Raw genomic sequence first — 25827 nt, 5'->3', positions numbered from 1 at the left:
TAACGATACCAAATGGATTTAAAGAAAACCAATGCTCCAGTAAATACGATTACGTATGATAGAAATCAAATAGATGAGCCTACAGAAAACATCTATGAGTCAATTTCAATTATATCAAGACGTGCAGAGCAAATAAATACAGAGATCAAAAAAGAACTTATCGATAAGTTAGAAGAATTTGCGACTTACAACGATAGTCTTGAAGAGATTTTTGAAAATAAAGAGCAGATTGAGGTGTCTAAGTTTTACGAAAAATTACCAAAACCTCACTCGTTAGCCGTTCAAGAATGGTTAACAGATAAAATCTATTTTAGAAATACTGAAGAAGATACTCAAGAGTAATCTTTAGCATTTTATTACCTTTTTTAAACTCCAAACCGATACTATATATGGGTTTGGAGTTTCTTAGGTTATTACCTAAATTTAAAAACAGAATCCTTTTCTATGAGTATACTAAACGGTAAAAACATACTATTAGGCATAACTGGAGGTATTGCTGCATATAAAACAGCATCGTTAGTTAGGTTATTGGTGAAATCGGGAGCGCAGGTAAAAGTTATCATGACGCCTAGTGCCAAAGATTTTATAACGCCGCTAACCTTATCTACACTATCAAAAAATCCGGTGCATTCTACCTTCACGAATGAGGAAGACGATAATGCCATTTGGAATAATCATGTCGATTTAGGGTTATGGGCAGATGTTTTTGTTATAGCTCCAGCAACGGCAAATACCTTGTCTAAAATGGCGAATGGAAATAGCGATAATTTATTACTTGCGACGTATTTATCGGCAAAATGCCCAGTGTATTTTGCGCCAGCAATGGATTTAGATATGTATAAGCACCCATCATCTATAGCATCTTTTTCTAAACTTGAAGCTTTTGGAAATATTATGATTCCTGCGGGAACAGGCGAATTAGCAAGTGGATTAGTAGGCGAGGGACGTATGGCTGAACCCGAGGATATTGTTTCATTTATAGAAAATGATATTTTAGGAAATCTTCCGTTACACGGAAAAAAAGTTTTAATCACCGCTGGGCCAACTTATGAAGCTATAGATCCAGTTCGTTTTATAGGTAATCATTCTAGTGGTAAAATGGGATTTGAGATCGCAAAAGCAGCTGCGAACTTAGGGGCCGAAGTGGTTTTGGTTTCTGGACCAACGCATCAAAAAGCATCACATAGTTTAATTAATGTGATTCCTGTGGTAAGTGCTGCAGATATGTATCAGGCCGTTCATGAGCACTTTAACACTTCAAATGTGGCTATACTTTCTGCCGCTGTAGCCGATTTTACACCAAAAGAAGTGGCGCATCAGAAAATAAAAAAGAAGAGTGATACGTTAACTTTAGAGTTGGGACGAACAAAAGATATTCTTGCATCTTTGGGCGCTGCTAAAACCAATCAGTTTTTAGTAGGTTTTGCTTTAGAAACGAATAACGAGCTCGAAAATGCAAAAGGAAAATTAAAAAAGAAGAATTTAAATTTAATTGTTTTAAATTCGTTAAACGATAAAGGTGCAGGTTTTCAAGGCGACACTAATAAGGTCACATTTATTGATGATGCGGGTAATATTACCGAAAACAGCCTAAAGTCTAAAGCCGATGTAGCTATAGATTTATTAAACAAAATTATTGAAAAGACAGATGCGTAAACTATTAGTTGTTTTATTGGTTTTAGTAAGTTTCACAGGAATTTCGCAAGAATTAAACTGCAAAGTTGTGGTTAATGCGGAACAAACGGGAAACGAAAATCTTAGTATTTTTAAATCTTTAGAAAAGCAACTTAACGAGTTTGTCAATAAAACCAAATGGACTAACCAGAAATTTGCACCACAAGAACGTATAGATTGTAGTATGTTTATTAGTGTGGTGGAATATAGTGGCGAATCGTTTAAAGCCACACTACAAGTGCAGGCTGCGCGTCCTATTTTTGGCTCGTCGTATAGTTCACCAATTTATAATTTTAACGATAAAAATTTTAATTTCAATTACTTAGAATTTCAAAATTTAATTTATAACCCAACGCAATACGAGTCTAATTTGGTTTCTGTTTTAGCATTTCATGTGTATATGATATTGGGTATTGATGCCGATTCTTACGCTCAAAAAGGTGGAGATGCACATTTTAAGCAAGCTCAAATTATAACTAATTATTCTCAACAAGGCAATGCTGCGGGATGGAAATTAGAAGATGGTTTACAAAGCCGTTTTGCACTTATCGACAATCTTTTATCGCCAACATTTAAAGAATACCGATCTGTAATTTATGCATATCACAGAACAGGATTAGATTTGATGGCTGATAAAGCTTCCGAAGGAAAAGAAAATATATCCAAAGCGCTTTCTTCATTTAAGGAAATGAATAGTCGTAGACCCAATTCCTTTTTATTACGTACGTTTTTCGATGCAAAAGCAGATGAAGTGGTACAAGTATTTAGCGATGGTCCAAAAGTAAATATTGCTACTTTAAAAGAGAATTTACAGAGCATAGCACCTATGCATAGCACAAAATGGAATAGTATAACGTTTTAAATTTGCGTTGTATTTTCCATATAAAAGCACAAAACACAATCACTAAAAGCTTATACAAAGTCTAACACATGTTAACATCGCTTTCAATAAAAAATTACGCTTTAATAGATCATTTGCAAGTTAATTTTAACGATGGGTTTTCTATAATTACTGGTGAAACTGGAGCAGGAAAGTCCATTTTACTTGGTGGTTTATCTTTAATTTTAGGAAAACGTGCCGATTTAAGTAATTTAAAAGACACTTCAAAAAAGTGCATTATTGAAGCTGTTTTTAATGTTTCAAACTATAAATTGAAAGCCTTATTTGAAGCCGAAGATTTTGATTATGAAGAGCAAACTATTATCCGTCGCGAAATTTTACCTTCAGGCAAATCACGAGCTTTTGTAAACGATTCTCCGGTGAATTTAAAAGGGTTACAGATTTTGGGCGAACGGTTAATCGATATCCATTCTCAGCATCAAACCATGCAGTTAACCGATAATGGTTTTCAGTTTCAAATAATTGATGCTTTAGCTAATAACGATGCTATTTTACAAGATTATAAGGTTGAATTAAAAAGCTATAAAAAACTTCAGAAGGATTTAAAAGAACTTTTAACCTTTCAGGCGGAAGCCATTAAAGAGCACGATTACAACTCCTTTTTATTAAGTGAATTGGTAGAAGCTAATTTAGTTGATGGTGAAGTGGAAACACTAGAGGAGGAGTATGAGACTTTAAATAATATTGAAGGCATACAGGAAAAACTATCGGAAGCACATCAATTACTTTCTGAAGAAGAAATTGGCGTTCTAGGGAGTTTAACTAATTTGAAGAATGTATTTCAGAAGTTATCAGGTATATCTTCTAAATATGAAGATTTATTTAATCGCGTTAATAGCAGTCTTATTGAAATGGACGATGTTTTTAGCGAGGTAGATACTTTGCAAGAGGAATTAGATGCCGATCCGGCCAGATTAGAAGTTGTAGATGCTAAACTTAAAGCCATTCACAATTTAATGCAAAAGCACGTTGCGGAAGATGTAGCAGAGCTTATTCAAATTAAAAATGCATTAGAAGAAAAGGTTTCCGCAACAGAGAGTTTAGATGAAAATATTCAGAAAAAAGAAAATGAAATCTTAACTAAAACCAAGCAAATTAATAAGATTTCAAAAGAAATAAATAAAACACGTGTTGCTGTAATTCCGCAGTTAAAAAAGGAATTAGAAACTATTTTAGCGAGCTTAGGGATGCCAAATGCTCAGTTTAAAATTGAAGCGACATTAAAAGATGCCTTTTTTGCAAATGGCCAAGACGAACTAACGTTTCTGTTTTCTGCAAATAAAGGAGGCCAATTTAACGAGCTTAAAAAAGCAGCGTCTGGTGGTGAGTTATCCCGAATTATGCTTGCTATTAAATCTGTTTTATCAAATTACATACAATTACCAACCATTATGTTTGATGAAATTGATACTGGAGTTTCTGGTGAAATTTCTAACAAAATGGGAGATATTATGCAGGACATGAGTAAAACCATGCAAGTGTTTTCTATTACACATTTACCGCAAGTTGCAGCTAAAGGCCATTCGCATTTTAAAGTCTATAAGGAAGATGTAGACGATGTTACCCGAACCAATTTGTTAAAATTAAATCACGATGAACGTATTGTGGAAATTGCACAAATGTTGGGAGGAATAGAAATGTCGTCATCAGCCATTGCACATGCTAAGGAGTTACTAAATTAAAAAAACTAAAGCTTTTAAGCTTTAAAGTTTAAAGTTTAGTATTTTTGCGGCGTTAAATTAATCAATAAATTAAAAATACGACCTGTATTATAGCCTTGTAAAAGGAGATAACAACGAAACAAACCAAAATAAGCGTTTTGTTGAATTAGGGAAATAAACCAATTAATATGTACAATTTACTAAAAGGAAAAAGAGGAATTATTTTTGGAGCATTAGATGAAAATTCAATTGCTTGGAAAACTGCAGAACGTGTTCATGAAGAAGGCGGAACTTTTGTTTTAACAAACGCGCCAGTTGCCATGAGAATGGGACAGATTAATGAATTGGCTGAAAAAACTGGTTCTCAAATTATTCCTGCTGATGCGACTTCGGAAGAAGATTTACAGAATTTAGTAGAGCAATCTATGGAAATTCTTGGAGGTAAAATTGATTTTGTTTTACACTCTATCGGAATGTCTATTAACGTACGTAAAGGAAAGCACTATACCGATCAAAATTATGCATGGACCCAAAAAGGAACAGATGTTTCTGCAATGTCTTTTCATAAAGTGATGCAAACGCTTTACAAAGCAGATGCTATGAACGAGTGGGGTTCTATTGTTGCTTTAACTTATATGGCTGCACAACGTGTGTTTCCTGATTATAATGATATGGCTGATAATAAAGCATATTTAGAGAGTGTAGCTCGTAGTTTTGGATACTTCTTCGGAAGAGATAAAAAAGTACGTGTAAACACAATTTCTCAATCGCCAACACCAACTACAGCAGGTAGCGGTGTAAAAGGTTTCGATGGTTTTATTGCTTACGCAGATAAAATGTCGCCACTTGGTAATGCTACAGCTTTAGATTGTGCAAACTATACCGTTTCTATGTTTAGTGATTTAACTAAACGTGTAACACTTCAAAACTTATTCCATGATGGAGGTTTTAGCAATATGGGTGTTAGCGACGAAGTTATGAGTGCATTTGTTGCTGCAGAAGAAAAATAGTAAAAATATTATTTATATAATGAAAAGCCACCCTTAAAAAGGTGGCTTTTTTTGTTACTTTTGTGTTATGCAATTAGAGTTTTCATTTATAATTCCGGTTTATAATCGTCCCGATGAAACCCAAGAACTTTTAGAGAGTTTTGTAGGCTTAAAAACCAATACAAACTTCGAAATTGTTATTGTTGAAGATGGCTCTAAGTTATCATCAAAAGCTATTGTTGATGCTTTTAAAAATCAATTAAATATCTCGTATTATTTTAAAGAAAATTCAGGTCCTGGAGATTCTAGAAACTATGGGATGCAACGCGCAAAAGGAAATTATTTTATTATTTTAGATTCCGATTGTATTTTGCCAGAGCAGTATTTAACCAAGGTAGAACAATCTTTAGAACAACATTTTGTAGATTGTTTTGGCGGGCCAGATGCCGCGCATGCCTCGTTTACTAATTTGCAAAAAGCCATTAACTTTTCTATGACTTCTTTTATTACCACAGGTGGAATTCGTGGGAATAAAAATAGTGTAGATACTTTTCAGCCGCGAAGTTTTAATATGGGGCTTTCTCAAGCTGCTTTTCAGGCATCTAAAGGGTTTGGACGTATACATCCTGGTGAAGATCCCGATTTATCTATTCGTTTATGGAATTTAGGTTTTAAAACCACTTTAATACCTGAAGCTTTTGTATATCATAAACGCCGAATTTCTTGGTCTAATTTTTATACGCAGGTAAATAAATTTGGAATGGTACGGCCTATTTTAAACAACTGGCACCCTTCAACTAAAAAAATTACGTATTGGTTTCCAACGCTGTTTTGTTTGGGGTTTGTGTTTGCTGTTTTATTGCTTCTTTTTAGTAATAATTTAGGCTTAATAGCTTATTCGTTTTATTTCGGAGTAGCCTTTTTGTTAGCTTTAATTTCAACTAAAAATATTGTAGTTTCCGTGTTGGCAATTCCTGCAATAATTATTCAGTTTGTTGGTTATGGGTATGGGTTTTTAAAATCTACGATTGCCGTAGCGGTTTTAAATAAAAACCCTGAAGATCACTTTCCAAAATTATTTTTTAAAGCGTAATGATAAATAAAATAAAATCACACTTATTAGCTTCTATTAAAAGCAAGAAAATTAATGTTTTCATGCTTTTTCTGTTGTCTGCATTTGTTATTTTAATTTTCAATAAATTATCAAAACAATATACGAATACTGTGGTTTTTCATGTAAAAAAAATCAACGTGCCTCTGGAACATGTTATTTTGAATGATAGTTCTAATTTGCTGTACATCACATTAAAAACGCATGGTTTTAAATGGCTGAATTATTATATGAAAGAGCCTGAAATTGTAGTCGATTTCAAGAAGGATGTGTACCGAAAAGATTCCGAATACATTTGGCATAAGTCCATTAAATATTTAAAAAATACACAATTTGAAGATCAGGTTGAAGTTCTTAATATTTCGCCAGATACGCTATATTTTAAATATGGCACAAACTTGGTTAAGAAAGTGCCCGTGGTATTAAAATCGGATATTAATTTTGGATTAGGTTATGATGTGGCTGGCGATTTTGAAATATCACCGGATTCTATATCGATAATTGGACCAGATATTTTAGTGTCTAAATTAGATTTTATAGAAACAGAACCAGTGACTTTAGTGGATGTAAAAAGCGATATTTCTAAAGTGATGACATTAAGCCTTCCGAATACGGCCGATTTAAAGTTTTCAAATAAAAGCATTCTTTTAAAGGGGAAGGTTGAAAAATTTACGGAAGGAAAATTGAAAGTGCCTGTTCATGTAATAAACAGTCCCGATTCATTACGAATTAAATATTTTCCGAAAGAAATAAACGTATCTTATTACGTAAGTTTAAATAACTTTAACAGCGTAACAGTAAAAGATTTTGAAATAATTTGCGATTATAATAAAGTAGGAAAAACGTCGACTTTAACTCCGGAGTTAGTGGCATTTCCTAAGCAAGTTAAAAATGCAAAAATTAATCAGCAACGCATAGAATTCATCATAACAAAATGATTATAGTTGGGCTTACAGGCGGTATTGGTAGTGGGAAAACTACGGTTGCAAAAATGTTTTCAGCATTAGGTGTACCGGTTTATATTGCTGATGATGAAGCTAAAAAGCTAATGCGTACTTCCAAAGTTATTAAACGCAAACTCATTGCTTTATTTGGCGAAAACGTGTATGTTAATGGCGACTTAAATAAACCTTTTATTGCAAATATTATTTTTAATAACGAGCAGGTTTTACAAGAGATGAATGCTATTGTGCATCCTAGAGTAGCCAGTCATTTTGAAAAATGGGCAAATAAACAAACTAGCGCATACGTTATAAAAGAAGTTGCTATCTTGTTTGAAAATGGAGGGCATAAAGCGTGTGATTATGTGATTGCTGTAACGGCTCCAAAACAGTTGAGAATAGAAAGGCTTTTGGTGCGCGATAATTCTTCCGAAGAAAAAATAGAAGCCATTATGAAAAATCAATGGACAGACGCTGAAAAAGTGAAGCTTTCGCAGTTTGTTATTGAGAATGTAGACATTGAAAAAACTAGAAATCAAGTGACTGCTGTACATGCGGAAATCCTTAAAAAATTATCGAAATCATAGAATTTTAACATTTTTGTTAATGTAAGGTTAAAAGCTACTTTTGTAAATGTTAAAATGTTAATTTTGACTAATGAGTAAACGCATAATTTTCCTGTTAATTTTATTAATGAGCTTGTCTTTGATTGGTATCATATCCATTCAGGCTTACTACATTAATAATTCGGTTCAAAACGAAAAGGAGCGCTTTAGAAGTATTGTAAAAACGGCATTGTATTATGTGTCTAACACGATTGAAACTAGGGAAGAAGCGGAGTATGTTTACAAATTACAGAATATAGTTTTAAATGGAGCAGCTGTAGATTCGGCGGCCATACGAAGTTTAAATATTATTCAGGAAGACTCCGACTCTAATGAAACTATTGTTTATAGCAGTGGTATTTTGGAGGAAAATTACAAGCTAAGTTCACCGCTCTTTGATATGGGTTCGGACACTATAAACGTAAAGCGTATTTATAACGAGCGCCAAACGAAGGTTTATAGTAATAAAGAATCTGATTTAGATTTAAGTTCGAATGATAAGTTGTTGGTTATTGAAAAAATGTCGACTACCGATAAAATTTTATATGAAGATTTGTATAAAGATATGGCGGAGAGGCAGCCTATTCATAAGCGTGTAAGTAAGGCGACCATTAAAGAGTTGTTAACGCGTAAACTGAAAGAGGATTCCATTAATATTCATTTTGAATTCGCTATTTATAGTAACGATTTGGCAACAAAAATTCAAAGTGAAGCTTTTGAAAATGATAAAGCGTCAACATTTTCTGTGCCTATTTTTTCGAGTGTAAATTCCGGAAGTCCTTATAAATTATTGGTGAATTTTCCAGAGGATGGTAAATTTATTTTATCGACAATTATCGGAATGATTTTATTATCGATAGTGTTTACGCTCATTATTATTATGGCTTATTCTGGTGCATTGTATCAGTTAATGAAACAGCGTAAGATTTCGGAAATTAAAACCGATTTTATAAATAACATGACGCATGAGTTTAAAACACCGATTGCAACTATAAATTTGGCTTTAGATTCAATTAAAAACCCAAAGATCATTAACGATAAGGAAAAGGTAATTCGTTATCTGAATATGATTAAGGAAGAAAATAAACGCATGCATGCTCAGGTTGAAAATGTATTACGAATTTCTAAGCTTGAAAAAAATGAGCTTAATATAAGTAAGGAACCTGTTGAGTTACACGACTTAATTGAAGATGCGATGACGCATGTACAACTTATTGTTGAGGATAGACAAGGTTATATTAATACGCATTTGGATGCCGAAAGCACCACCGTTTTAGCAAACGAAACACATTTTACCAATGTGATTGTTAATATTTTGGATAATGCCATTAAATATTCGCCTGAAAAGCCGAAAATAGATGTGTACACAGAAAATGTGGGTACCAACATCATAATAAAAATAAAAGATCAGGGTAGCGGAATGAGTAAAGCTGCCGTGAAACGTGTGTTCGAAAAATTTTATAGAGAACATACTGGAAATATACATAATGTTAAAGGCCATGGTTTGGGCTTAGCATACGTGAAACGTATAGTAGATGACCATCAAGGTTATATAACAGTAGAAAGTGAAAAAGACAAAGGAAGTACTTTTACAGTAAGACTTCCCTTAATATCGTAAATTATGGAAGAGCATAAAAAAAGAATTTTATTAGTAGAAGACGATCCGAATTTTGGAACCGTACTTAAGGATTATTTAATGATGAATGATTACGACGTAACTCATGCTAAAAATGGTATGGAAGGTTTTGAAAAATTTAAGAAAGACGATTTCGATTTGTGTATTCTTGATGTCATGATGCCTTATAAAGACGGGTTTACGTTAGCGAAAGAAATACGTGAAAAAAACACCGATGTGCCTATTGTTTTCCTTACGGCTAAAACCATGAAGGAAGATGTTTTAAAAGGCTATAAAGTAGGTGCAGACGACTATTTAAATAAACCGTTTGATAGTGAAGTACTCTTAATGAAAATTAAGGCTATTATCCAACGTAAAGCTACAGAAACAGTTTCTGATAGTAAGCAGTTTGAATTTAAAATAGGTGGTTTCGACTTAAATTCTAAACTTCGTTTTTTAAGTCATAACGGTGCCGATCCGGTAAAGTTATCTCCAAAAGAAAACGAATTATTGCGTTTGTTGGCCTTGCATGAAAATGATTTAATGCCACGTGAATTAGCACTTACCAAAATTTGGAGAGATGATAATTATTTCACCTCAAGAAGTATGGATGTGTACATTGCAAAATTACGTAAGTATTTAAAATTAGATCCAAAAGTAGAAATCCTTAACATTCATGGAGAAGGTTTTAGACTCGTTGTGAATAGTTAATATTTCAACATAAATTATATTAAAAAACCTGTCATGTTTTATAAACATCGACAGGTTTTTTTTAGCGTTTTAAATAAGTAATGATTAGTCTGATTTTAAATTCTAGCAGCCAACCATTCTTTTAATTCGTAGAAGTTTTGCGGTGCAACGCCGTGCCCAACAGGAAACTCAGAATATTTATGTTTTATGTTTAATTTACTTAAATAAGGCGCATTTTGACGTGCCCAATCTACGGGAATTACTTGATCTACACTACCGTGCGAACAGTAAAAATCTAGATGTGCAAAATCTTCTTTTTGAAGTGGTTTCGGGAAAATATCAGGATTTACATAACCACTTAAAGCGACAATGTTTTTAATTTTTTCTGGATAAGTTAAAGCCACAGCATAACTTAAAATGCAACCTTGACTAAAGCCTAAAAGTGATACCGAATTTTTATTTACAGGATAAGCTTCAATAGCTTCGTCAATAAATTTAGAGATTAAATCGCGTGAAAGGATGGCTTGATCATTATCGCTCCATTTTCCTTTTTCAGCATCAAAATTAATGGCGTACCAAGCATTTCCTTGCGGTTGCATCGGGTATGGCGCTCTTACCGAGATAATAAAAAGTTCTTCTGGTAATTCGTTAGCAAATGAAAATAAATCGTTTTCGTCGCTACCGTAACCATGCAGTAATATCAGTAATGGTGCGTTTTCTGCGAGGCTCGATTTACGAATAATATGATGTAATGAAAGTGTTGTTGCTGACATTTAATTTCCTAAATTTTTAAAGAATTTTTGATATAATGGCCCAACTAAAGGCACCGTTTGCGCTTTTCTTCCGATGGCATTTGAAAATCCATAGATAAAAAGTACGGCAAAACAAAGGTAAAAGCTAGAAGAGATTAACCAACTATCAAAACTTCCTGCCATGCGTCCAAGAGCAAAAAAAGTAAGCCATAAGCCTAAAGATTGCCTAATATGGAAACTAGCAAAAGCACTTTTTTTATCTGGTTCATTATTCATATAGTACGCCACGATAACCCCAATTAAAGTCAAATAACTTATGATGGCATTTTTGCGTCCTTTTTCAATATCTTGTTCGTTCATTATTAATTTTTAATGGCTATTTTATTATTAGCGATAATACCGTAAACGGTTCCTTTTAAAGTTGCTTCTTCAAAAATGGCGTTCTTCGATTTTGATAATATGTTATTTCTAGAAAACGTGTATTTAGTATCTGGATTAAAGAGTGAAATATTCACTTTATTTCCGATGTTTATAGGTGTATTTTCTACCCCGAATCTTGATTTTCCTTTGGTTAAAATATCAATCGTTTTCTTTATTGTGAATAGACTCTGTAATGCTCCAAAAGCCGATTCTAAACCAATGGTACCATATTTGGCGTGGTCGAATTCAATCTTCTTATGTTCTACATCAATCGGGTTATGGTCACTAGTTACCATGTCGATTGTACCATCTTTTATACCTTCAATTAAAGCATCTACATCACTTTGAATACGTAAAGGAGGTAATACCTTAAAATGAGTATTGAAATCGGTTAAAGCGGCATCGGTAAAATATAAATTATGAATAGCAACACTACAAGTAACGTCTAGTTTTTTCTTTTTAGCCTCACGAATTAATGATACAGATTCTGCTGTAGAAATAGTAGGAAAGTGTAATTTTCCACCAGTATATTCTAATAAGAATAAATCTCGGGCAACATGCAAGGCTTCGGCTAAGGCAGGAATGCCTTTTAATCCTAAAGTGGTACTTGTTATATTTTCATTCATAACACCATGACCTGCAATTTTGTTTTCTTGAGGAAATGCGCAAACTAATCCGTTGAAATTACTTGCGTATTGCAGCGCAATTTTCATTAAATTCGGATTAGAAATAGATTTTTTATAATCGTAGAAAGCAACTGCTCCTGCAGATTTCATATCATAAAGCTCAGCTAAATCTTCACCTTTACTCCCAATAGTTAAGGCTCCAATAGGTAATAATTTTACCGCATGGTTTTGAGCTTTGGCATTTACGAAAGTAATATCGGCATTCGATTGAATAACAGGGTTACTGTTTGCATTCATTGCAACGGTAGTAAAACCAGATGCTGCAGCCGTTTTTAGTCCATTTTCAATAGTGTCTCGTTCTTCAAAACCAGGTTCTCCAAAACTCACGCTACTATCAAACCAGCCTTGTGAAATATGTAAATTATCAAGTTCTATTTCTTGATAATCTCCCGGGGTTTTAATGGATTTAGCAATGTTTGTAATCAGTCCATTTTCAATTAATAAATCTTGAGTGCTGTTATGAAATTCACTTTTGGAATCTATTATCGTGGCCGATTTTATAAGTATGTTCATTTAAAATATTTTAAGATGCACATTTCAATAAGTAAAAACGCTAGTGCAAAAATAACAAACCATTTCCATAGGGCATTAATTTTTGTATCACTTTTTATGGTGTCGAAAACATCGGCAACCGAATGACTTAAATGCATGTTTTTGGTGTGTGATAAATTGGTGTAAACCAACTTACTTTCTGTTCTACCGTAATTATAACTGACGTTTTTTATAGTTTCTGTTTTGTTTTTAATCGCATAAATACCAGCTGTATTTGGTGTTTCTGATGTTTTAATCTGAACTTTATTATTGAAAATACGCTGTTCGGGAATGTTGTTTGCTGTTTCGTTAACAAGCGATAAAACCGCATCTTGTTGCAGTTGCGTGTTTACTTCAAAACTATTGTTTTTACCAATGTTGTAATATATTTCAGGAATTTTAAAACTGTATTTTCCAATATTGTAAAGGGTTGGCACAATCAGCGGCGAATTTTTAAAGTTTGAGTTTTTACTATTTAAAGCCGATGTAAAAACAAAGGTGTTTTTATTTTGAAAAAGAAATGGCTTAGTATCTTCATATTTTAAAATGGACGATATACTGTTGGAGTGCACATTATAAAAACCGTTCACTTTGGGGTATTGAAAATTACTCACCTGTTTTTCGAACACACCATTGCTATATAAAGGATGCGAATAATTGATGCTGGTAATTCGTTTTTCAGAAGTATTTATGGGCCCGAAAGTTGTTTGGTTATTTTGAAATAAAGCATTGTAAGACGCAACGGAAATATTAATGGAAGGAATAATCAATAATGAGCCACCTTCATCTGTAAATTGTTTTAAAGCCGCTGTTAATGCATTAGGGATAGCGTTAATTTCATTTAAAATAATCAAGTTTTGCGACTCTAAAATATTATAATTTAATTGATTGAGCGCGGTGCCTGTATAATTGAATTCAGAATTGGTGTAAATACGTTTTAAAAAACCATCGTCAGCCGCATTTATTGCTAAAACATTGACTTTTGAAGTGTTGTTAATATTGAAAAATAGGCTGTTATCAAACTGTAAACTAATATCGTTTATCGAAACTTTACCATTTATGATTTTATTAGAGGGTAAAGTAAATTCCGTAAAGGCTTCTTTGTTAACAGGAACTGATGTTTTTGCGATTAAAGTATCATTATTGAAAAGGGAAACAGGTAAATTCTCGATAGCTTTTCCATTATTTTTCAAAAGGACTTTTAATGTGATTTCGGAAGCTGATTTTTCAGAAATATAAAGACTGTCAACTGAAATATTTTCAACGTTTACAGGTTGAAGTTGGACAAAATGAGTCAATTTTAACGAATCTTTGTCAACTAAAATAGGATGTTCCGTTTCTTGAAAATCAGAAATAAAAATTAATTTTTTTAAACTGTTTTTATCTTTAGAAAAAAAGGTGTTACTTTTTAATAAAGCAGCAGTTGTGGTTAATGGTGTTTCAGCATAATTAAGTTGTAATAATTCGTTTTTTATGCTTTTTATAGTGGTGTTTTTAAAGACTTGACTGTTGGTAATTATCGAAATATTATCGTCTTCCGGAACCTGTTCAATAATATCTTGTACGGCACGCTTTAGCAATTCGCCTTGATTGCCTTTGGCCTGCATACTAAAGGAATTGTCTAAATAAATAACCGTTTCTTTTTTCGACTTGAAAACGTTTTTATTCGCAATAATAGGTTGTGCAAAAGCTAAAACAATACATGCGAGTAATAAGAGTCGTGTGCAAAGCACCAACCATTTTTTTATTTGCGAACTTTTTCGGGCTTGGAGTTTGGCTTCTTTTAAAAAAGCGACGTTTGTAAAGCTTACTTTTTCAAATTTTCTTAATTGAAATAAATGAACAATAATAGGGATTAGCAGTAAAAATAAGGCGTAAAGAAGTTCGGGGTGTTTAAACTGCATGGTTTTTTCTGATTAGTCAAAGATAGAAAATGCAATTGAATTTTAAAATATTTCTTAATCACGAATTCCTGTTTTTATAAAAGGCAGGTTTGTGGCTTGTCAACAGAAAAAAACATAATCAGAAATTGATTTTAAATTCAACCCATTCATATAGTTTAAAATAGTTTTTTGTTCGGTTTTATTGGCCACTGTAATAATACTTTGCGGGTTTGTAATGGATTCTAAATCGCGGAATGGTTTCAGAATAACACCATAAATATCACGACCAATTTTTTTAGGATTGTCGCAAATCCATTCAAAAGGGATATTTTGAGCAATCAGTTTTTTTGCAATAGTTTTTCCTTTATTTCCGGCGCCCCAAACCACTAGTGTTTTTCTTGGATTATAATCAAGTTCTAAAAAGTAAAGCAATTTGATATCTATAAAATGGTTTTCGGCATAATGTACATGCGTGCGCGACGTGCGGTTGTTATAATCGCGCCAATTATGTAAAACAACATCGCAAGGAATGCACTTAAATTGATGTTTGTAAAAACGAAAAGCCAAGTCGTAATCTTCTGGGTAACGGCTGGGGTTAAAGGCATCGCAAGCTATTAAATCGCTTCGATAGACCATCCAGCAAGGCGATGGAATAACACATTCCTTATAAATTTCAGAAAAATTACGTCCTTTTAATGTTAAGCTATTTAGCCAAGTTTCATAACTTTTATAGCCGTCTTTAATACCACCTTCAGCAAAGTAATTTACTAAACCAAGCGCTACATGTTTTGTGCCGTGCAAAATTAAATGGTTGCTTAGAACTTCAATTTTGTTGGGTTGCATTACATCATCACTATCCATTCTGGTAATGAGTTCGCCTGTACTTTTTTCAAAAGCCAGTTTTAAAGCATCGATAATTCCTTGGCCGGTATTTTTAAAAAGTTTGATGCGCTCGTCTTTTATAGCAAAAGTGTTCACAATTCCGAAACTATTGTCGGTAGATCCATCATCAATAATTAATAATTCCCAGTTGGAATAGGTCTGATTTAAAATGGATAACAAACAAGGCTCTAAATACGCTCCTGTGTTTTTAAACGGAATTAAAATACTAACTAAAGGTTTTTGCATGATGCGAATTTAACAAAACCTTAGGAGATAATTATATATCATAATAGTAATTTCGGGCTCACTTATTTACACCCTAAATAACCTACTCGAATTTTCAATAATTAAGGATTCTATTTGCGTTATTTTTTTGTTGTATTTAATTGAAAAGTCGCATTAAGCGCCACCTAAACAAAGCATAAATTAACACAAAAAGTATTATGAATACCAAGTTCCTTTCTACATCTATTATGATGGGCCTTTTATTAGCAAGTTGTACTGCTTCTAAAAAAACGAGTAACGATTTGGCCGTGAGTTTACCTATTGAAACTTCAATTAATTTAAATGAAGTGACCAACGATAAAGCGCCTGTTGTAATAAACCCAGGTCGTTTTACCGAATCTAGCGTAACGTATAGATTACCAAAAGTAGTGCAAGGGACATATTCGGTAAGTGATTTTGGAAAATATGTAGACGATTTTAAAGCGCTAAACTACAAAGGTGAAAGTATGCCGGTAATTAAGGTAGATAAAAATACTTGGACTATTGAAAATGCTAAGGAATTAGATAAAATTACATATTTAGTAAACGATACTTTCGATATTGAAACCAAAGGTGGTATTGGTGGCGAAGAGCCATTTTCACCATCGGGAACCAATATCGAACCCGAAAACTACGTCCTTAATTTACATGGTTTTATTGGGTATTTCGATAATTTAAAAAACAATCAATATAAGTTAGATGTTACGGGAGCAGCCGATTTTGTTCGTACTTCAGCATTACAAACTGTAGACTCTAAAACTAGCGATGATGGTAAAAGCATAACTACAAGTTATTTTGCGCCACGTTATTTCGACATTACCGATAATCCAATGATGTACGGAAATCTGGATGTTGAAGAATTTATGGTAGGCGATATTAAAATTGTTTTAAGTGTATATTCTCCCAACAAAGTACATTCTGCAGCGTCTTTAAAAGAAACTGTTTTTAAAATGATGCAAGCTCAAAAAGTGTTTTTGGGCGATATAAATTCAACACCACGTTACGATATTTACTTGTATTTATCAGAAGGAAATGAAGATTCTCCAAAAGGTTTTGGAGCCTTAGAGCATCACACATCTACTGTAGTGGTATTGCCAGAAGAAATGGACGAAGCGAGTTTGGCTAGCAGCATGACCGATGTGGTATCGCACGAATTTTTCCACATTGTAACTCCGTTAAGCGTACATTCCGAAGATGTGCATTATTTCGATTACAACAACCCAACATTCTCCAAACATTTATGGATGTACGAAGGCGTAACCGAATATTTTGCAACTTTATTTCAGGTTAGTGAAGACTTAGTTTCAGAAGATGAGTTTTTCAATAAAATAATGGAAAAAGTACAAGCATCTTCAAATATGAACGATGCCATGAGTTTCACCATTATGAGTGAAAATGTATTAAAGGCACCGTATAAAGATCAATACACCAACGTGTACCAAAAAGGTGCGTTAATAGGGATGTGTATCGATATTTTAATGCGTGAGGAAAGTAATGGAAACCGCGGTATTTTATCGCTAATGAAAGAACTTTCTAATAAATACGGAAAAAATAAACCTTTCGAAGACGATAAATTAATAGACGAAATTGTAGCCATGACTTACCCGTCGTTACGCGAATTTTTCGATGCCCATGTTATCGGCGATATTCCAATTAACTACAACGAATTTTTAGGTAAAGTAGGGTTAGAAATTGGAGAAGGAGAAGTAGAAACGGGTTATGTGCAAAACGCAGGAAACCTGTTATTTGGCGCCGACCCTCAAAAAGGACAAGTCTTTTTTATCGACGATGTAGAAAACAACAGTTTCTGGAAAGCTCAAGGCGTGCAAGGAAATGATATTTTAAAAGCCATAGAAGGGGAGCCGTTAACCATGTTAAACGCCAACAGACTTTTACAAAAAATGAATATGTGGGAGCCAGGTTCCGAGGTAAATATTACCTTAGAGCGTGCCGGTAAAAACATCGAAATTAAAACCACCGCCACGCCAGCATTTACTATGGGCGAAGGCATTTTTGAAAAAGCAGATGCAACCGAAGCTCAAAAAACATTAAAATCAGCTTGGTTAAAAGGCTAATAACAGTTCAAAAAAATCATATAAAAACGATTGATAGACATCTTAGTTTATCAATCGTTTTTTTATGGCGTTACCCGAAAAGGGTCGGGCTTTCCGCTATATCTTTTTAAAAAGTAGGTTTAATTAAACAGCATAAACTCTCGTTTTTTAAAACGTTCGTGTCTAGCTAAAGTTAGTGTAGATCTCATTTTAAAAAGGATGCCGCATCAATCCCTAACGCGGGTGTACTAATAAAATTACTTTTCCGTCCATTTAGTATAGTTAACGAGCAACAAATACCTAATAACTACCAACTATATTCAAGCATTTTCTATCTTTGCAACATGAGTGAATTTAAAGAATTTTTTGAAAGATTACAGCAAAGTGTAATCAATGATGAGTTTGTAAAACTAACCTTAAGTAAACCCGTTCGAAAAAGCGAAGGCTTAGTAAATGTTTACATGCGTTTGTTTGTAGTTGAAGGAAAAACGGTTTTTCAATTAAAATACCGTTATACTGAAGAAGAGCTTTACAAACAATTTACCCTAAAGGAAGCAATTGCAGAAATAGAAACCTTACTAACAGATACTTTTAGAGGCGGAACGTTATTTACCTTAAAGGAAGATTTGCTAGTGCTTATTTCTAAAAAGAAAAATGTAACCTACAGAGAGAATGCGGCAAGTTTTAAAAATAAATTACCAGAAATACCGTTAGAGTCATAGGATAATAATTGTTAGATTTTTTATTTAACTAGGAGCGCATAAGAAATAATTCCATTTTAATATCAGATCGTTCGTAATGATTGTTTGGTTCCATAGGTATTTCAACAAAACCATATTTTTTATAGATGTAAATGGCGTTTTCTAGTTTGGTGCTCGAACAAATAATAAGTTTTGGAATCTGCTTTGTTTTTGCAAATTCAATAACATGTTCCATCATGGTTTGACCTATTTTTAGTCCACGATACTTAGGTGAAACAGCCATTTTTGTGAGCTCAAAATAATTAGAATTGATAATAGGCATTAATGCAACAGTTCCTATGATGACATCATCTTTACGTCCTAAAAAAATATATCCGCCAGTATCTATAATATATTGCTGTGGTTGGCTTAAAACTTTTTTATCGTAAGCTTCTACTTTAAAAAGCGCTTCTAACCATTCAATATTTAAATGGTAAAAGTCTTTAGTGTATTGGTTTTCAAAAGGTATTATTTTAAAATTCATAAGTAATAAGTAATAAGTGTTTGTTTTTAAGGTGTTAGGCTGTTTTAAAGCCCTTGTAAGAGATTACATAATTATTGGTTTTTTAACAATTAAGTACATCCAAATTAAAACAAATACCGTATATAAACATAGTGCTAACAAAATATAAAGTTTAAACTAAGAAACAAATAAGATTAAATATATAATTATGGAAAATACAACAAGTAGTACTGGACTTAAGGTTGCTTTGGGGATTGCATTAGTTCTATTTTTAGCAACAGGTTTTTATGCCATGAACCTTAATAAAAAGAGTAACGATGTTCAAAAGGAATTAACCGAACAAAAGGAATTGGTTATGAACGATTTAAACACCATGGCTAAACAGTACGATGAAGCTATTAATGAAAATCAAATTTCGAACAATAATTTAATTGAAGCTAGAGGAAGAATTCAAGGTTTAATAGATTCTTTAAAAGTATCCGAAACAAACGTTAAAAGTTTGTGGAGATATAAGCAAAAGTATGTGTCGTTACAGAAAGAAATGGATGTGTTAATGGCACAAAACGATTCGTTACGTGTAGAGAACGCGTATTTAGCAACATCTTTAGATAGTACAAGAGTAAGATTAGAGGAACGTACTGTTTTTACAGATTCTTTATTAATACAAAACACAGCATTGGCCGAAGTGGTTAATAATGCATCTGTTTTAGGTGCTATTGGCTTAAAAGGTTTTGGTGTTATAGAACGTAATTCTGGGAAATTAATTCCTACAGAACGTGCTAGCCGTACCGATAAAATTAGAGTATGCTTTACGGTAGCAAAAAACACGTTGGTGCAATCTGGTGATCAAGAATTATATGTTCAAGTTGTAGACCCATTAAACCAAACTTTAGGTTTAAACGAACAAGTTCAGTTTGGTAATAAAATATTAAATTACAGTATGATTAGTAAGTTTAATTACGAAAATGCAAGCCTTAATGTTTGTGAGTTTGTTGCTTCTAATGATGATAAGAAATTTGAAAAAGGACGTTATATTGTTAATGTATATAACGATAAAGATTTAGTATCAAGTTCTGAGTTTACATTAAAATAGACTCAATTAATTAAAACTTAATAAAACCTCAAGTTTATTCTTGAGGTTTTTTTTGTTTCAATTTTTGGATAACGGTTTGTTTTACTTGCTTTAGCGGTTTAATAACTGCCGCTGCAATTAGTGCGCAAGGGATAGTAGTGAAAAGCCCACAGCGCACCCAATGCGAATTGGGTGAGCGCGGACTTGAAGCGGATAGCCCGACCCGGTAGGGGTGCGCCCAAAATAAAGTTATTAGCAGGGTTTATACTTATAATTTTTTGCGTTATCTTTGTTTACCAAATCCGTTTGGAACACTATATGAGTCAAAAAGTTTTACTTAACGCTAAAGCCATAAACATCATTCTTCACCGATTGGCTTGCCAGCTTATTGAGAGACATCACGATTTTTCGAATACTGTTATTATTGGGCTACAACCGCGTGGCGTATTTTTAGCGAGCCGGCTTACCAAGATTTTAACCGAAGATTATAAGGTGAAAAATATTAATTTAGGGCGCCTAGATATTACATTTTATCGTGACGATTTTAGACGTAGCGACAAACCGTTGGAAGCTAATGCTACTAAAATTAATTTTTTGGTAGAGGATAAAAATGTGGTTTTTGTTGATGATGTGTTGTATACCGGACGTAGTATTCGTGCAGCTTTAACGGCTATTCAGTCGTTTGGAAGACCCAAAGAAATTGAACTTTTAACGTTAATTGATAGACGTTTTAGTAGGCACTTGCCTATTCAGCCCGATTATCGTGGCCGACAGGTAGATGTGATAAATAATGAAAAAGTAAAAGTAAATTGGGCCGAACAAGATGGTGAGGATGCAGTTTATTTGATTGAAAAGTAGCGCGTTTTTAACTGAACAGTTATAAACGATGCAAAGAGAATGTAGGACCTAGCGGTTAAATTAAAAGAATAACGGACGTTTTGGCGTCTAACTGAATACAGAAAACATGAGCGAATTAAGTGTAAATCACTTATTAGGAATAAAATACCTTAACAAAAAGGATATTCAACTTATTTTTGAAACGGCCGATCATTTTAAAGAAGTGATAAACCGACCGATTAAAAAGGTGCCTTCGCTTCGAGATATTACCATTGCTAATTTATTTTTTGAAAATTCGACACGTACTAAACTATCGTTCGAATTGGCCGAAAAAAGACTGTCTGCCGATGTGCTTAATTTTTCTTCGGCACAATCATCCGTTAAAAAAGGAGAAACACTTATTGATACGGTTAACAATATTTTATCAATGAAAGTGGATATGGTGGTTATGCGCCACCCCAACCCTGGTGCTGGTGTGTTTTTATCTAAGCATGTTAAGGCGAGTATTATAAATGCCGGTGACGGCGCCCATGAACACCCAACGCAAGCGCTTTTAGATTCGTATTCTATTCGTGAAAAGTTAGGTGAAGTTAAAGGGAAAAAAGTAGTTATTGTAGGCGATATTTTACATAGTAGAGTGGCTTTATCTAATATTTTTGCGTTACAATTACAAGGCGCAGAAGTTATGGTTTGCGGACCAAAAACACTTTTACCAAAATATATTGATAAATTAGGTGTTAAAGTTGAGACAGATTTAAGAAAAGCGTTAAATTGGTGCGATGTTGCTAATATGTTGCGTGTGCAAAACGAACGTATGGATATTAGTTATTTTCCATCTACGCGAGAATATACACAACAATTTGGGGTTACTAAAGAGTTGTTGAATAGTTTAGATAAGGAAATTACCATTATGCATCCCGGTCCAATAAATCGTGGAGTGGAAATTACGAGTGATGTTGCCGATTCTGACCAGGCTATAATTTTAGATCAGGTACAAAACGGGGTAGCAGTTCGAATGGCCGTAATTTATTTATTAGCGTCTAAAATAAAACAATAGTTATGATAATTGATAAAAGAGATAACATATCCATCATTACTCAAGAAAAAGCAACAAGCATTGAGTTGGTAAAAAAAATACAGGCTTTATATCCTAAATTTAAAAACAATAACATTGTTGTGGCATTAACACCGCTATTAGATGTGGGGGTAAAAGATGTGGTTGAATTTTTAGCCATTTCGAAAACACATAGAGCATCAAATCAATCGTTTGTTATTGTATCTAGTAAAATAGATTTGGATACCGCGCCAGAAGAATTGGTGGTGGTACCTACTATACAGGAAGCTTTCGATATCATTGAAATGGAAGAAATGGAGCGCGATTTAGGGTTGTAATATGATTAAATGGCACCTGAATCAAGTTAATATTGCTAAGCGCTTAGCACCAATGGACGACCCCATTATGCGAGATTTTATTAATCATGTTGATAAAATGAATGCGCTTGCAGATAACAGTAATGGCTTTATTTGGCGATTAAAAGATGAAGATAAAGACGAAGCGGTAAACGTTTTTCAGGATGAAAGCTTAATTATTAATATGTCGGTTTGGACCGATTTAGAATCTCTTTTTGCATACACGTACCAATCGGGACACAACCAAGTTTTTAAACGCAAAAAAGAATGGTTTAGTAAAATGAAGATGATGCACATGGCATTTTGGTATAGTCCAGAAGGTCTAGAGCCTACGTTTCAAGATGCTAAAAACCGATTAGATTATTTAAATACACACGGCGAAACTCCTTATGCGTTTTCTTTTAAAAGTAAATTTACTGCGGAAGATGCTTTAAACTATAAACCCCAACTTAAATTATGAAGCTCACTATTTTAGGCTGTTATAGCGCAACTCCACGAGCTTTAACCAATACCACAGCACAAGTTTTAGAAATTAACAATCACATGTTTCTAATAGATTGTGGAGAAGGAACACAGGTGCATTTACGTAGGCATAAAATAAAGTTTAATAGAATTAAACATGTATTTATTTCTCATTTACATGGCGATCATTTTTTTGGGTTAGTAGGCTTAATTTCTACATTTAGACTATTAACGCGAGAAGCCGATTTGCATGTTTATGGCCCAAAAGGGATTAAGGAAATTGTGACTTTACAAATGAAATTGGCCGATTCTTGGACCAATTATAATTTATATTTCCATGAGCTAACTTCAAAGGAATCGGAATTAATTTATGAAGATGAGCTGGTTGAAGTGCACACCATTCCACTAGAACACCGCATATATACCAACGGCTATTTATTTAAAGAAAAAGAAGGCGAGCGTAAATTAGATGTCGATTTAGCAGAAGAAGCTAATATAGATGTGGCGTATTACCGAAAATTAAAACAAGGTTTCGATGTAGAAAATGAAGATGGTATTTTAATAAGAAACGAATCCGTTACCAAACCAGGCCAAAAACCAAAGAGCTATGCCTTTTGTAGCGATACGGTTTATAAAGAAGATATTGTACCTATTATAAAGGATGTTGATGTATTGTATCACGAATCCACATTTTTAGAAAAACATGCGCATTTAGGTCCACGAACCAAGCATTCTACAGCAAAAGAAGCTGCAAGTATAGCCAAACAAGCTAATGTAGGTACTTTGGTTCTAGGACACTTCTCTACACGTTATGGCGGTTTAGAACCCTTTAAAGCTGAAGCTCAAGAAGTTTTTGAAAACGTAGAACTTAGTGAAGATGGTAAAGTATTCGATTTTAGCTAAACCATATTAAAACTCAAAAATAATAAGCTAAATTATTTATTATTTAAGAGCATCATGGTTTTGTACCCATTTAATCGCTTCTTCAAGAGAAAAACAACGTTTTAAAGTATTTTTGATAAAATGCTTTTCTAGAGTGGACACTTTATAACTTGGTTCGCTATAGGTTACAATGGCATTTATTGTCATAAAATTGTGTTCTTTTTGTGCTTTAACCCAATTTTGAGGATCTACAGAATAATTATTTACCCGGTTTGTAATAAAACCGAGCTTGGCTTGTTCACCATAAAAATTAAGTATAATGTCAATCATTGTTTGGGCATGAATCCAAGAAAAATTAATGCCTCTATTTATATCTGAAATATAAAATTTATCACATAGGTAATAGGTGTCAAAAGGCTTTTCTATCCGTTTGTACGTTAGTATTTTATAGTAGTCTGAATCTTGAAATCTCATTTTATAATCAATTATAAAAGAAATATTCGAAAAATCGTACAAGCAAACTGTTAATACCAATCGTTTTTTTTCGTTATTTTGAATTATGGAAAACGATTTAAGTAATTATAGAAAAACATATAGTAAAGGGGAGTTACTTTTAGAAGAGGTACCGGAAAACCCTTTAGAATTATTTCAGAAATGGTTTCATGAAGTCGATTCGTTTTTTACTGAAAATGAAACAAATGCGATGACGGTTTCTACTTTAGGGAAAGATGGTTATCCTAAAAGTAGAGTTGTACTCTTAAAACGCTATACTTTTGAAGGCTTTATATTTTACACCAATTATATGAGTGAAAAGGGAAAGGCTATTGCTGAAAACCCCAACGTTTGTTTATCCTTTTTTTGGCATGGTGCCGAACGTCAGGTTATTATAAAAGGTAAAGCTGAAAAAATTGCAAAAAACATGAGCGATGGGTATTTTGAGTCGAGACCAACGGGCAGCCAATTGGGCGCATTGGTGTCAAACCAAAGTGAAGTAATACCAGATCGTGCTTTTTTGGAAAACAAATTATCTCAATTAGAAATAGAATATAAAGATAAAGCAATTGTGCGTCCTGATACTTGGGGGGGGTATATTGTGAAGCCTGTTGAAATGGAATTTTGGCAAGGCAGACCGAATAGATTACATGATAGAATCCGATATCAACTTCAAAATGATTATTCATGGAAAATCGATCGTTTATCTCCGTAAAATATCGCTGAAATGCACTTTATGTAATTCAAAATGTGTATTTCAACGATTAAAAGCATTAAAAATCGTTGAAATACATGTTTTTAATCGATTTTAACATTTCCTTAACATTTTCTTTTAGGTTGCCGTTTAACTTTGTTGACACCAAGTCATCAAACCTTTAAAATAGCTACTTATGAAAATCTTAACCAAACTACCTTTAATTGCGCTTTTAGCCCTTTTTTCATTTTCATGTTCACCTGAGAATACTAACGAAACATTTGACGATATTCAAATCAATTCGGAAGCTCTAATTACTAAAAGTATTGAGTTAGAAACTTTAGAATTAATTAATGAATATAGAGATTCTTTAGGATTAAAGACTTTAGATAATATGGATATTATAAAATCTGTCGCTTTTAGCCATACGGATTATATGATGGAGAATAATAAAATTTCTCACGATAACTTTTTTAAAAGAAGCGAATATTTAAAAACACATACGGGTGTAGAGACTGTTTCTGAGAATGTAGCCTATGGTTTTAGCTCAGCAAAAACTTTAGTAAAAGCTTGGATTGCTAGTGAAGGACATCGTAAAACAATGGAAGGTGATTTTACAAACTTTGATATTTCAGCAGAAAAAAATGAAAATGGAAGATGGTATTACACCAACATTTTCGTAAAAAAATAAAAGCAGTATAGTAGCGACTAAATAACACACCTATTTGATTTCTTAATTAATAGCAAATATTAAATTAAAAAGGTAGAACTAGCAGTAATTAAAATATAATAATTGTTAGTTCTTACAATAAAACCTCTGAGATAATCAGAGGTTTTTTTTGTTTTATTTTTAAAATGTAAATTGATTTATTTCAAAATTTAGAGGTGAAAAACTTGAAGTAATTATGTTAATTAATGATTGCTTTTTAGTCTTTTTATATAAGTAGATGTGCGGGGATAAATATTTCAATTTTTAGAGAATTAAATTAGAATCATCATGTTTTAAAGCGGTTTTGGCCGAAATATGTCTATAATTTATACTAATAAAGTTATAATTTATGTTAATGAAATGATATTCTTGGTAATATTGGTTTTCCAATTATGTAGTCTGTTTTT

The 25827-nt window shown here is 33.1% G+C and carries 27 protein-coding genes; 20 read left to right on the top strand and 7 right to left on the bottom strand.

Features of this window, described 5'->3' with window-relative positions; translation table 11 throughout:
* The first annotated feature begins 12 nt into the window (after nt 1-12).
* The 10 genes from QWY92_RS08420 (at nt 13) to QWY92_RS08375 (ending at nt 10208) form a co-directional block, all read left to right on the top strand.
* Nucleotides 13-342, top strand: coding sequence for a DNA-directed RNA polymerase subunit omega (locus QWY92_RS08420; protein ID WP_042498299.1), 330 nt, complete (start codon nt 13-15; stop codon nt 340-342).
* A 102-nt stretch (nt 343-444) separates the two neighbouring features.
* Nucleotides 445-1656, top strand: a complete 1212-nt coding sequence (gene coaBC, locus QWY92_RS08415; RefSeq protein WP_290270237.1) for a bifunctional phosphopantothenoylcysteine decarboxylase/phosphopantothenate--cysteine ligase CoaBC — start codon at nt 445-447, stop codon at nt 1654-1656.
* Nucleotides 1649-2536 carry a type IX secretion system protein PorD gene (gene porD, locus QWY92_RS08410; RefSeq protein ID WP_290270234.1) on the top strand — a complete coding sequence of 296 codons (888 nt, stop codon included), beginning with the start codon at nt 1649-1651 and terminating at the stop codon, nt 2534-2536. Before coaBC ends, porD begins: the two co-directional genes overlap by 8 nt.
* 68 nt (nt 2537-2604) lie before the next feature.
* Complete coding sequence (gene recN, locus QWY92_RS08405) at nt 2605-4257, top strand: DNA repair protein RecN (RefSeq protein ID WP_290270231.1); 1653 nt, start codon at nt 2605-2607, stop codon at nt 4255-4257.
* Nucleotides 4258-4424: 167 nt separating this feature from the next.
* Nucleotides 4425-5246 carry an enoyl-ACP reductase FabI gene (locus tag QWY92_RS08400; RefSeq protein WP_290270230.1) on the top strand — a complete coding sequence of 274 codons (822 nt, stop codon included), beginning with the start codon at nt 4425-4427 and terminating at the stop codon, nt 5244-5246.
* Between the two features lie 67 nt (nt 5247-5313).
* A complete protein-coding gene (locus QWY92_RS08395) occupies nt 5314-6318 on the top strand; it encodes a glycosyltransferase family 2 protein (protein WP_290270227.1) in 1005 nt (334 codons plus the stop codon).
* 158 nt (nt 6319-6476) lie between these two features.
* The gene (locus QWY92_RS08390; RefSeq protein ID WP_290270225.1) at nt 6477-7274 is read left to right on the top strand and encodes a YbbR-like domain-containing protein; all 798 of its coding nucleotides are present in this window, start codon (nt 6477-6479) and stop codon (nt 7272-7274) included.
* Nucleotides 7271-7864: a dephospho-CoA kinase gene (gene coaE / locus QWY92_RS08385; RefSeq protein ID WP_290270223.1), complete on the top strand. Its 594-nt coding sequence runs from the start codon at nt 7271-7273 to the stop codon at nt 7862-7864. The genes QWY92_RS08390 and coaE overlap by 4 nt, the downstream gene beginning before the upstream one ends.
* A 70-nt stretch (nt 7865-7934) precedes the next feature.
* On the top strand, nt 7935-9500 hold the full coding sequence (locus QWY92_RS08380) for a sensor histidine kinase (protein ID WP_290270221.1): 1566 nt from the start codon (nt 7935-7937) through the stop codon (nt 9498-9500).
* Between the two features lie 3 nt (nt 9501-9503).
* Nucleotides 9504-10208: a response regulator transcription factor gene (locus QWY92_RS08375; RefSeq protein WP_290270219.1), complete on the top strand. Its 705-nt coding sequence runs from the start codon at nt 9504-9506 to the stop codon at nt 10206-10208.
* Nucleotides 10209-10303: 95 nt separating this feature from the next.
* Here QWY92_RS08375 and QWY92_RS08370 read toward each other — a convergent pair whose 3' ends face one another.
* The 5 genes from QWY92_RS08370 to QWY92_RS08350 all read right to left on the bottom strand — a co-directional run bounded on the left by QWY92_RS08370 (nt 10304) and on the right by QWY92_RS08350 (nt 15587).
* Nucleotides 10304-10960 carry an alpha/beta hydrolase gene (locus QWY92_RS08370; RefSeq protein WP_290270217.1) on the bottom strand — a complete coding sequence of 219 codons (657 nt, stop codon included), beginning with the start codon at nt 10958-10960 and terminating at the stop codon, nt 10304-10306.
* A complete protein-coding gene (locus QWY92_RS08365; RefSeq protein ID WP_290270215.1) occupies nt 10961-11299 on the bottom strand; it encodes a hypothetical protein in 339 nt (112 codons plus the stop codon).
* 2 nt (nt 11300-11301) lie between these two features.
* On the bottom strand, nt 11302-12558 hold the full coding sequence (locus QWY92_RS08360; RefSeq protein ID WP_290270213.1) for a dihydroorotase: 1257 nt from the start codon (nt 12556-12558) through the stop codon (nt 11302-11304).
* Nucleotides 12555-14480 (bottom strand): vWA domain-containing protein, encoded by a 1926-nt coding sequence (locus QWY92_RS08355; RefSeq protein WP_290270212.1) that lies wholly within the window; start codon nt 14478-14480, stop codon nt 12555-12557. The genes QWY92_RS08360 and QWY92_RS08355 overlap by 4 nt, the downstream gene beginning before the upstream one ends.
* A 99-nt stretch (nt 14481-14579) precedes the next feature.
* Entirely contained in the window at nt 14580-15587 is a 1008-nt protein-coding gene (locus QWY92_RS08350; RefSeq protein ID WP_290270210.1) for a glycosyltransferase family 2 protein, read from the bottom strand.
* A gap of 197 nt (nt 15588-15784) precedes the next feature.
* On the opposite strand from QWY92_RS08350, the gene QWY92_RS08345 reads away from it, so the two are divergent.
* Together QWY92_RS08345 and QWY92_RS08340 are read left to right on the top strand one after the other, a co-directional pair.
* On the top strand, nt 15785-17680 hold the full coding sequence (locus QWY92_RS08345; protein WP_290270208.1) for a M61 family metallopeptidase: 1896 nt from the start codon (nt 15785-15787) through the stop codon (nt 17678-17680).
* A gap of 323 nt (nt 17681-18003) precedes the next feature.
* Nucleotides 18004-18381, top strand: a complete 378-nt coding sequence (locus QWY92_RS08340; protein ID WP_290270207.1) for a hypothetical protein — start codon at nt 18004-18006, stop codon at nt 18379-18381.
* 28 nt (nt 18382-18409) lie between these two features.
* Here QWY92_RS08340 and QWY92_RS08335 read toward each other — a convergent pair whose 3' ends face one another.
* Nucleotides 18410-18883 carry a GNAT family N-acetyltransferase gene (locus QWY92_RS08335; RefSeq protein ID WP_290270205.1) on the bottom strand — a complete coding sequence of 158 codons (474 nt, stop codon included), beginning with the start codon at nt 18881-18883 and terminating at the stop codon, nt 18410-18412.
* A 187-nt stretch (nt 18884-19070) separates the two neighbouring features.
* Between QWY92_RS08335 and QWY92_RS08330 the strand changes: the two genes are divergently transcribed.
* The 6 genes from QWY92_RS08330 (at nt 19071) to QWY92_RS08305 (ending at nt 23546) form a co-directional block, all read left to right on the top strand.
* Nucleotides 19071-19955 (top strand): DUF8428 domain-containing protein, encoded by an 885-nt coding sequence (locus QWY92_RS08330; protein WP_290270203.1) that lies wholly within the window; start codon nt 19071-19073, stop codon nt 19953-19955.
* Between the two features lie 297 nt (nt 19956-20252).
* Nucleotides 20253-20792, top strand: coding sequence for a bifunctional pyr operon transcriptional regulator/uracil phosphoribosyltransferase PyrR (gene pyrR / locus QWY92_RS08325; protein ID WP_290270201.1), 540 nt, complete (start codon nt 20253-20255; stop codon nt 20790-20792).
* Between the two features lie 106 nt (nt 20793-20898).
* Entirely contained in the window at nt 20899-21828 is a 930-nt protein-coding gene (locus QWY92_RS08320; protein WP_290270199.1) for an aspartate carbamoyltransferase catalytic subunit, read from the top strand.
* A gap of 2 nt (nt 21829-21830) precedes the next feature.
* On the top strand, nt 21831-22163 hold the full coding sequence (locus tag QWY92_RS08315) for a ribonuclease Z (RefSeq protein WP_290270197.1): 333 nt from the start codon (nt 21831-21833) through the stop codon (nt 22161-22163).
* Between the two features lies 1 nt (nt 22164).
* Complete coding sequence (locus QWY92_RS08310) at nt 22165-22641, top strand: DUF3291 domain-containing protein (protein ID WP_290270196.1); 477 nt, start codon at nt 22165-22167, stop codon at nt 22639-22641.
* A complete protein-coding gene (locus QWY92_RS08305; protein WP_290270193.1) occupies nt 22638-23546 on the top strand; it encodes a ribonuclease Z in 909 nt (302 codons plus the stop codon). The genes QWY92_RS08310 and QWY92_RS08305 overlap by 4 nt, the downstream gene beginning before the upstream one ends.
* Before the next feature lie 39 nt (nt 23547-23585).
* Here the strand turns inward: QWY92_RS08305 and QWY92_RS08300 are convergent, their stop codons facing one another.
* Nucleotides 23586-23999, bottom strand: coding sequence for a hypothetical protein (locus tag QWY92_RS08300; RefSeq protein WP_290270191.1), 414 nt, complete (start codon nt 23997-23999; stop codon nt 23586-23588).
* Between the two features lie 85 nt (nt 24000-24084).
* Between QWY92_RS08300 and pdxH the strand changes: the two genes are divergently transcribed.
* Both pdxH and QWY92_RS08290 read left to right on the top strand, forming a co-directional pair.
* On the top strand, nt 24085-24732 hold the full coding sequence (gene pdxH / locus QWY92_RS08295; RefSeq protein ID WP_290270189.1) for a pyridoxamine 5'-phosphate oxidase: 648 nt from the start codon (nt 24085-24087) through the stop codon (nt 24730-24732).
* Nucleotides 24733-24907: 175 nt separating this feature from the next.
* Nucleotides 24908-25402, top strand: a complete 495-nt coding sequence (locus QWY92_RS08290; RefSeq protein ID WP_290270187.1) for a CAP domain-containing protein — start codon at nt 24908-24910, stop codon at nt 25400-25402.
* The last annotated feature ends 425 nt before the right edge of the window (nt 25403-25827 follow it).

The sequence above is a fragment of the Algibacter miyuki genome (assembly GCF_030409805.1).
Taxonomy (GTDB): domain Bacteria; phylum Bacteroidota; class Bacteroidia; order Flavobacteriales; family Flavobacteriaceae; genus Algibacter; species Algibacter miyuki.
This window is presented reverse-complemented; position numbering and strand designations above follow the sequence as displayed.

Bases quoted from the DNA above. Each gene is read 5' to 3' on its own strand.
- QWY92_RS08420 (WP_042498299.1), top strand. From the start codon at position 13: ATGGATTTAAAGAAAACCAATGCTCCAGTAAATACGATTACGTATGAT.
- coaBC (WP_290270237.1), top strand. From the start codon at position 445: ATGAGTATACTAAACGGTAAAAACATACTATTAGGCATAACTGGAGGT.
- porD (WP_290270234.1), top strand. From the start codon at position 1,649: ATGCGTAAACTATTAGTTGTTTTATTGGTTTTAGTAAGTTTCACAGGA.
- recN (WP_290270231.1), top strand. From the start codon at position 2,605: ATGTTAACATCGCTTTCAATAAAAAATTACGCTTTAATAGATCATTTG.
- QWY92_RS08400 (WP_290270230.1), top strand. From the start codon at position 4,425: ATGTACAATTTACTAAAAGGAAAAAGAGGAATTATTTTTGGAGCATTA.
- QWY92_RS08395 (WP_290270227.1), top strand. From the start codon at position 5,314: ATGCAATTAGAGTTTTCATTTATAATTCCGGTTTATAATCGTCCCGAT.
- coaE (WP_290270223.1), top strand. From the start codon at position 7,271: ATGATTATAGTTGGGCTTACAGGCGGTATTGGTAGTGGGAAAACTACG.
- QWY92_RS08380 (WP_290270221.1), top strand. From the start codon at position 7,935: ATGAGTAAACGCATAATTTTCCTGTTAATTTTATTAATGAGCTTGTCT.
- QWY92_RS08375 (WP_290270219.1), top strand. From the start codon at position 9,504: ATGGAAGAGCATAAAAAAAGAATTTTATTAGTAGAAGACGATCCGAAT.
- QWY92_RS08370 (WP_290270217.1), bottom strand. From the start codon at position 10,960: ATGTCAGCAACAACACTTTCATTACATCATATTATTCGTAAATCGAGC.
- QWY92_RS08365 (WP_290270215.1), bottom strand. From the start codon at position 11,299: ATGAACGAACAAGATATTGAAAAAGGACGCAAAAATGCCATCATAAGT.
- QWY92_RS08360 (WP_290270213.1), bottom strand. From the start codon at position 12,558: ATGAACATACTTATAAAATCGGCCACGATAATAGATTCCAAAAGTGAA.
- QWY92_RS08355 (WP_290270212.1), bottom strand. From the start codon at position 14,480: ATGCAGTTTAAACACCCCGAACTTCTTTACGCCTTATTTTTACTGCTA.
- QWY92_RS08350 (WP_290270210.1), bottom strand. From the start codon at position 15,587: ATGCAAAAACCTTTAGTTAGTATTTTAATTCCGTTTAAAAACACAGGA.
- QWY92_RS08345 (WP_290270208.1), top strand. From the start codon at position 15,785: ATGAATACCAAGTTCCTTTCTACATCTATTATGATGGGCCTTTTATTA.
- QWY92_RS08340 (WP_290270207.1), top strand. From the start codon at position 18,004: ATGAGTGAATTTAAAGAATTTTTTGAAAGATTACAGCAAAGTGTAATC.
- QWY92_RS08335 (WP_290270205.1), bottom strand. From the start codon at position 18,883: ATGAATTTTAAAATAATACCTTTTGAAAACCAATACACTAAAGACTTT.
- QWY92_RS08330 (WP_290270203.1), top strand. From the start codon at position 19,071: ATGGAAAATACAACAAGTAGTACTGGACTTAAGGTTGCTTTGGGGATT.
- pyrR (WP_290270201.1), top strand. From the start codon at position 20,253: ATGAGTCAAAAAGTTTTACTTAACGCTAAAGCCATAAACATCATTCTT.
- QWY92_RS08320 (WP_290270199.1), top strand. From the start codon at position 20,899: ATGAGCGAATTAAGTGTAAATCACTTATTAGGAATAAAATACCTTAAC.
- QWY92_RS08315 (WP_290270197.1), top strand. From the start codon at position 21,831: ATGATAATTGATAAAAGAGATAACATATCCATCATTACTCAAGAAAAA.
- QWY92_RS08310 (WP_290270196.1), top strand. From the start codon at position 22,165: ATGATTAAATGGCACCTGAATCAAGTTAATATTGCTAAGCGCTTAGCA.
- QWY92_RS08305 (WP_290270193.1), top strand. From the start codon at position 22,638: ATGAAGCTCACTATTTTAGGCTGTTATAGCGCAACTCCACGAGCTTTA.
- QWY92_RS08300 (WP_290270191.1), bottom strand. From the start codon at position 23,999: ATGAGATTTCAAGATTCAGACTACTATAAAATACTAACGTACAAACGG.
- pdxH (WP_290270189.1), top strand. From the start codon at position 24,085: ATGGAAAACGATTTAAGTAATTATAGAAAAACATATAGTAAAGGGGAG.
- QWY92_RS08290 (WP_290270187.1), top strand. From the start codon at position 24,908: ATGAAAATCTTAACCAAACTACCTTTAATTGCGCTTTTAGCCCTTTTT.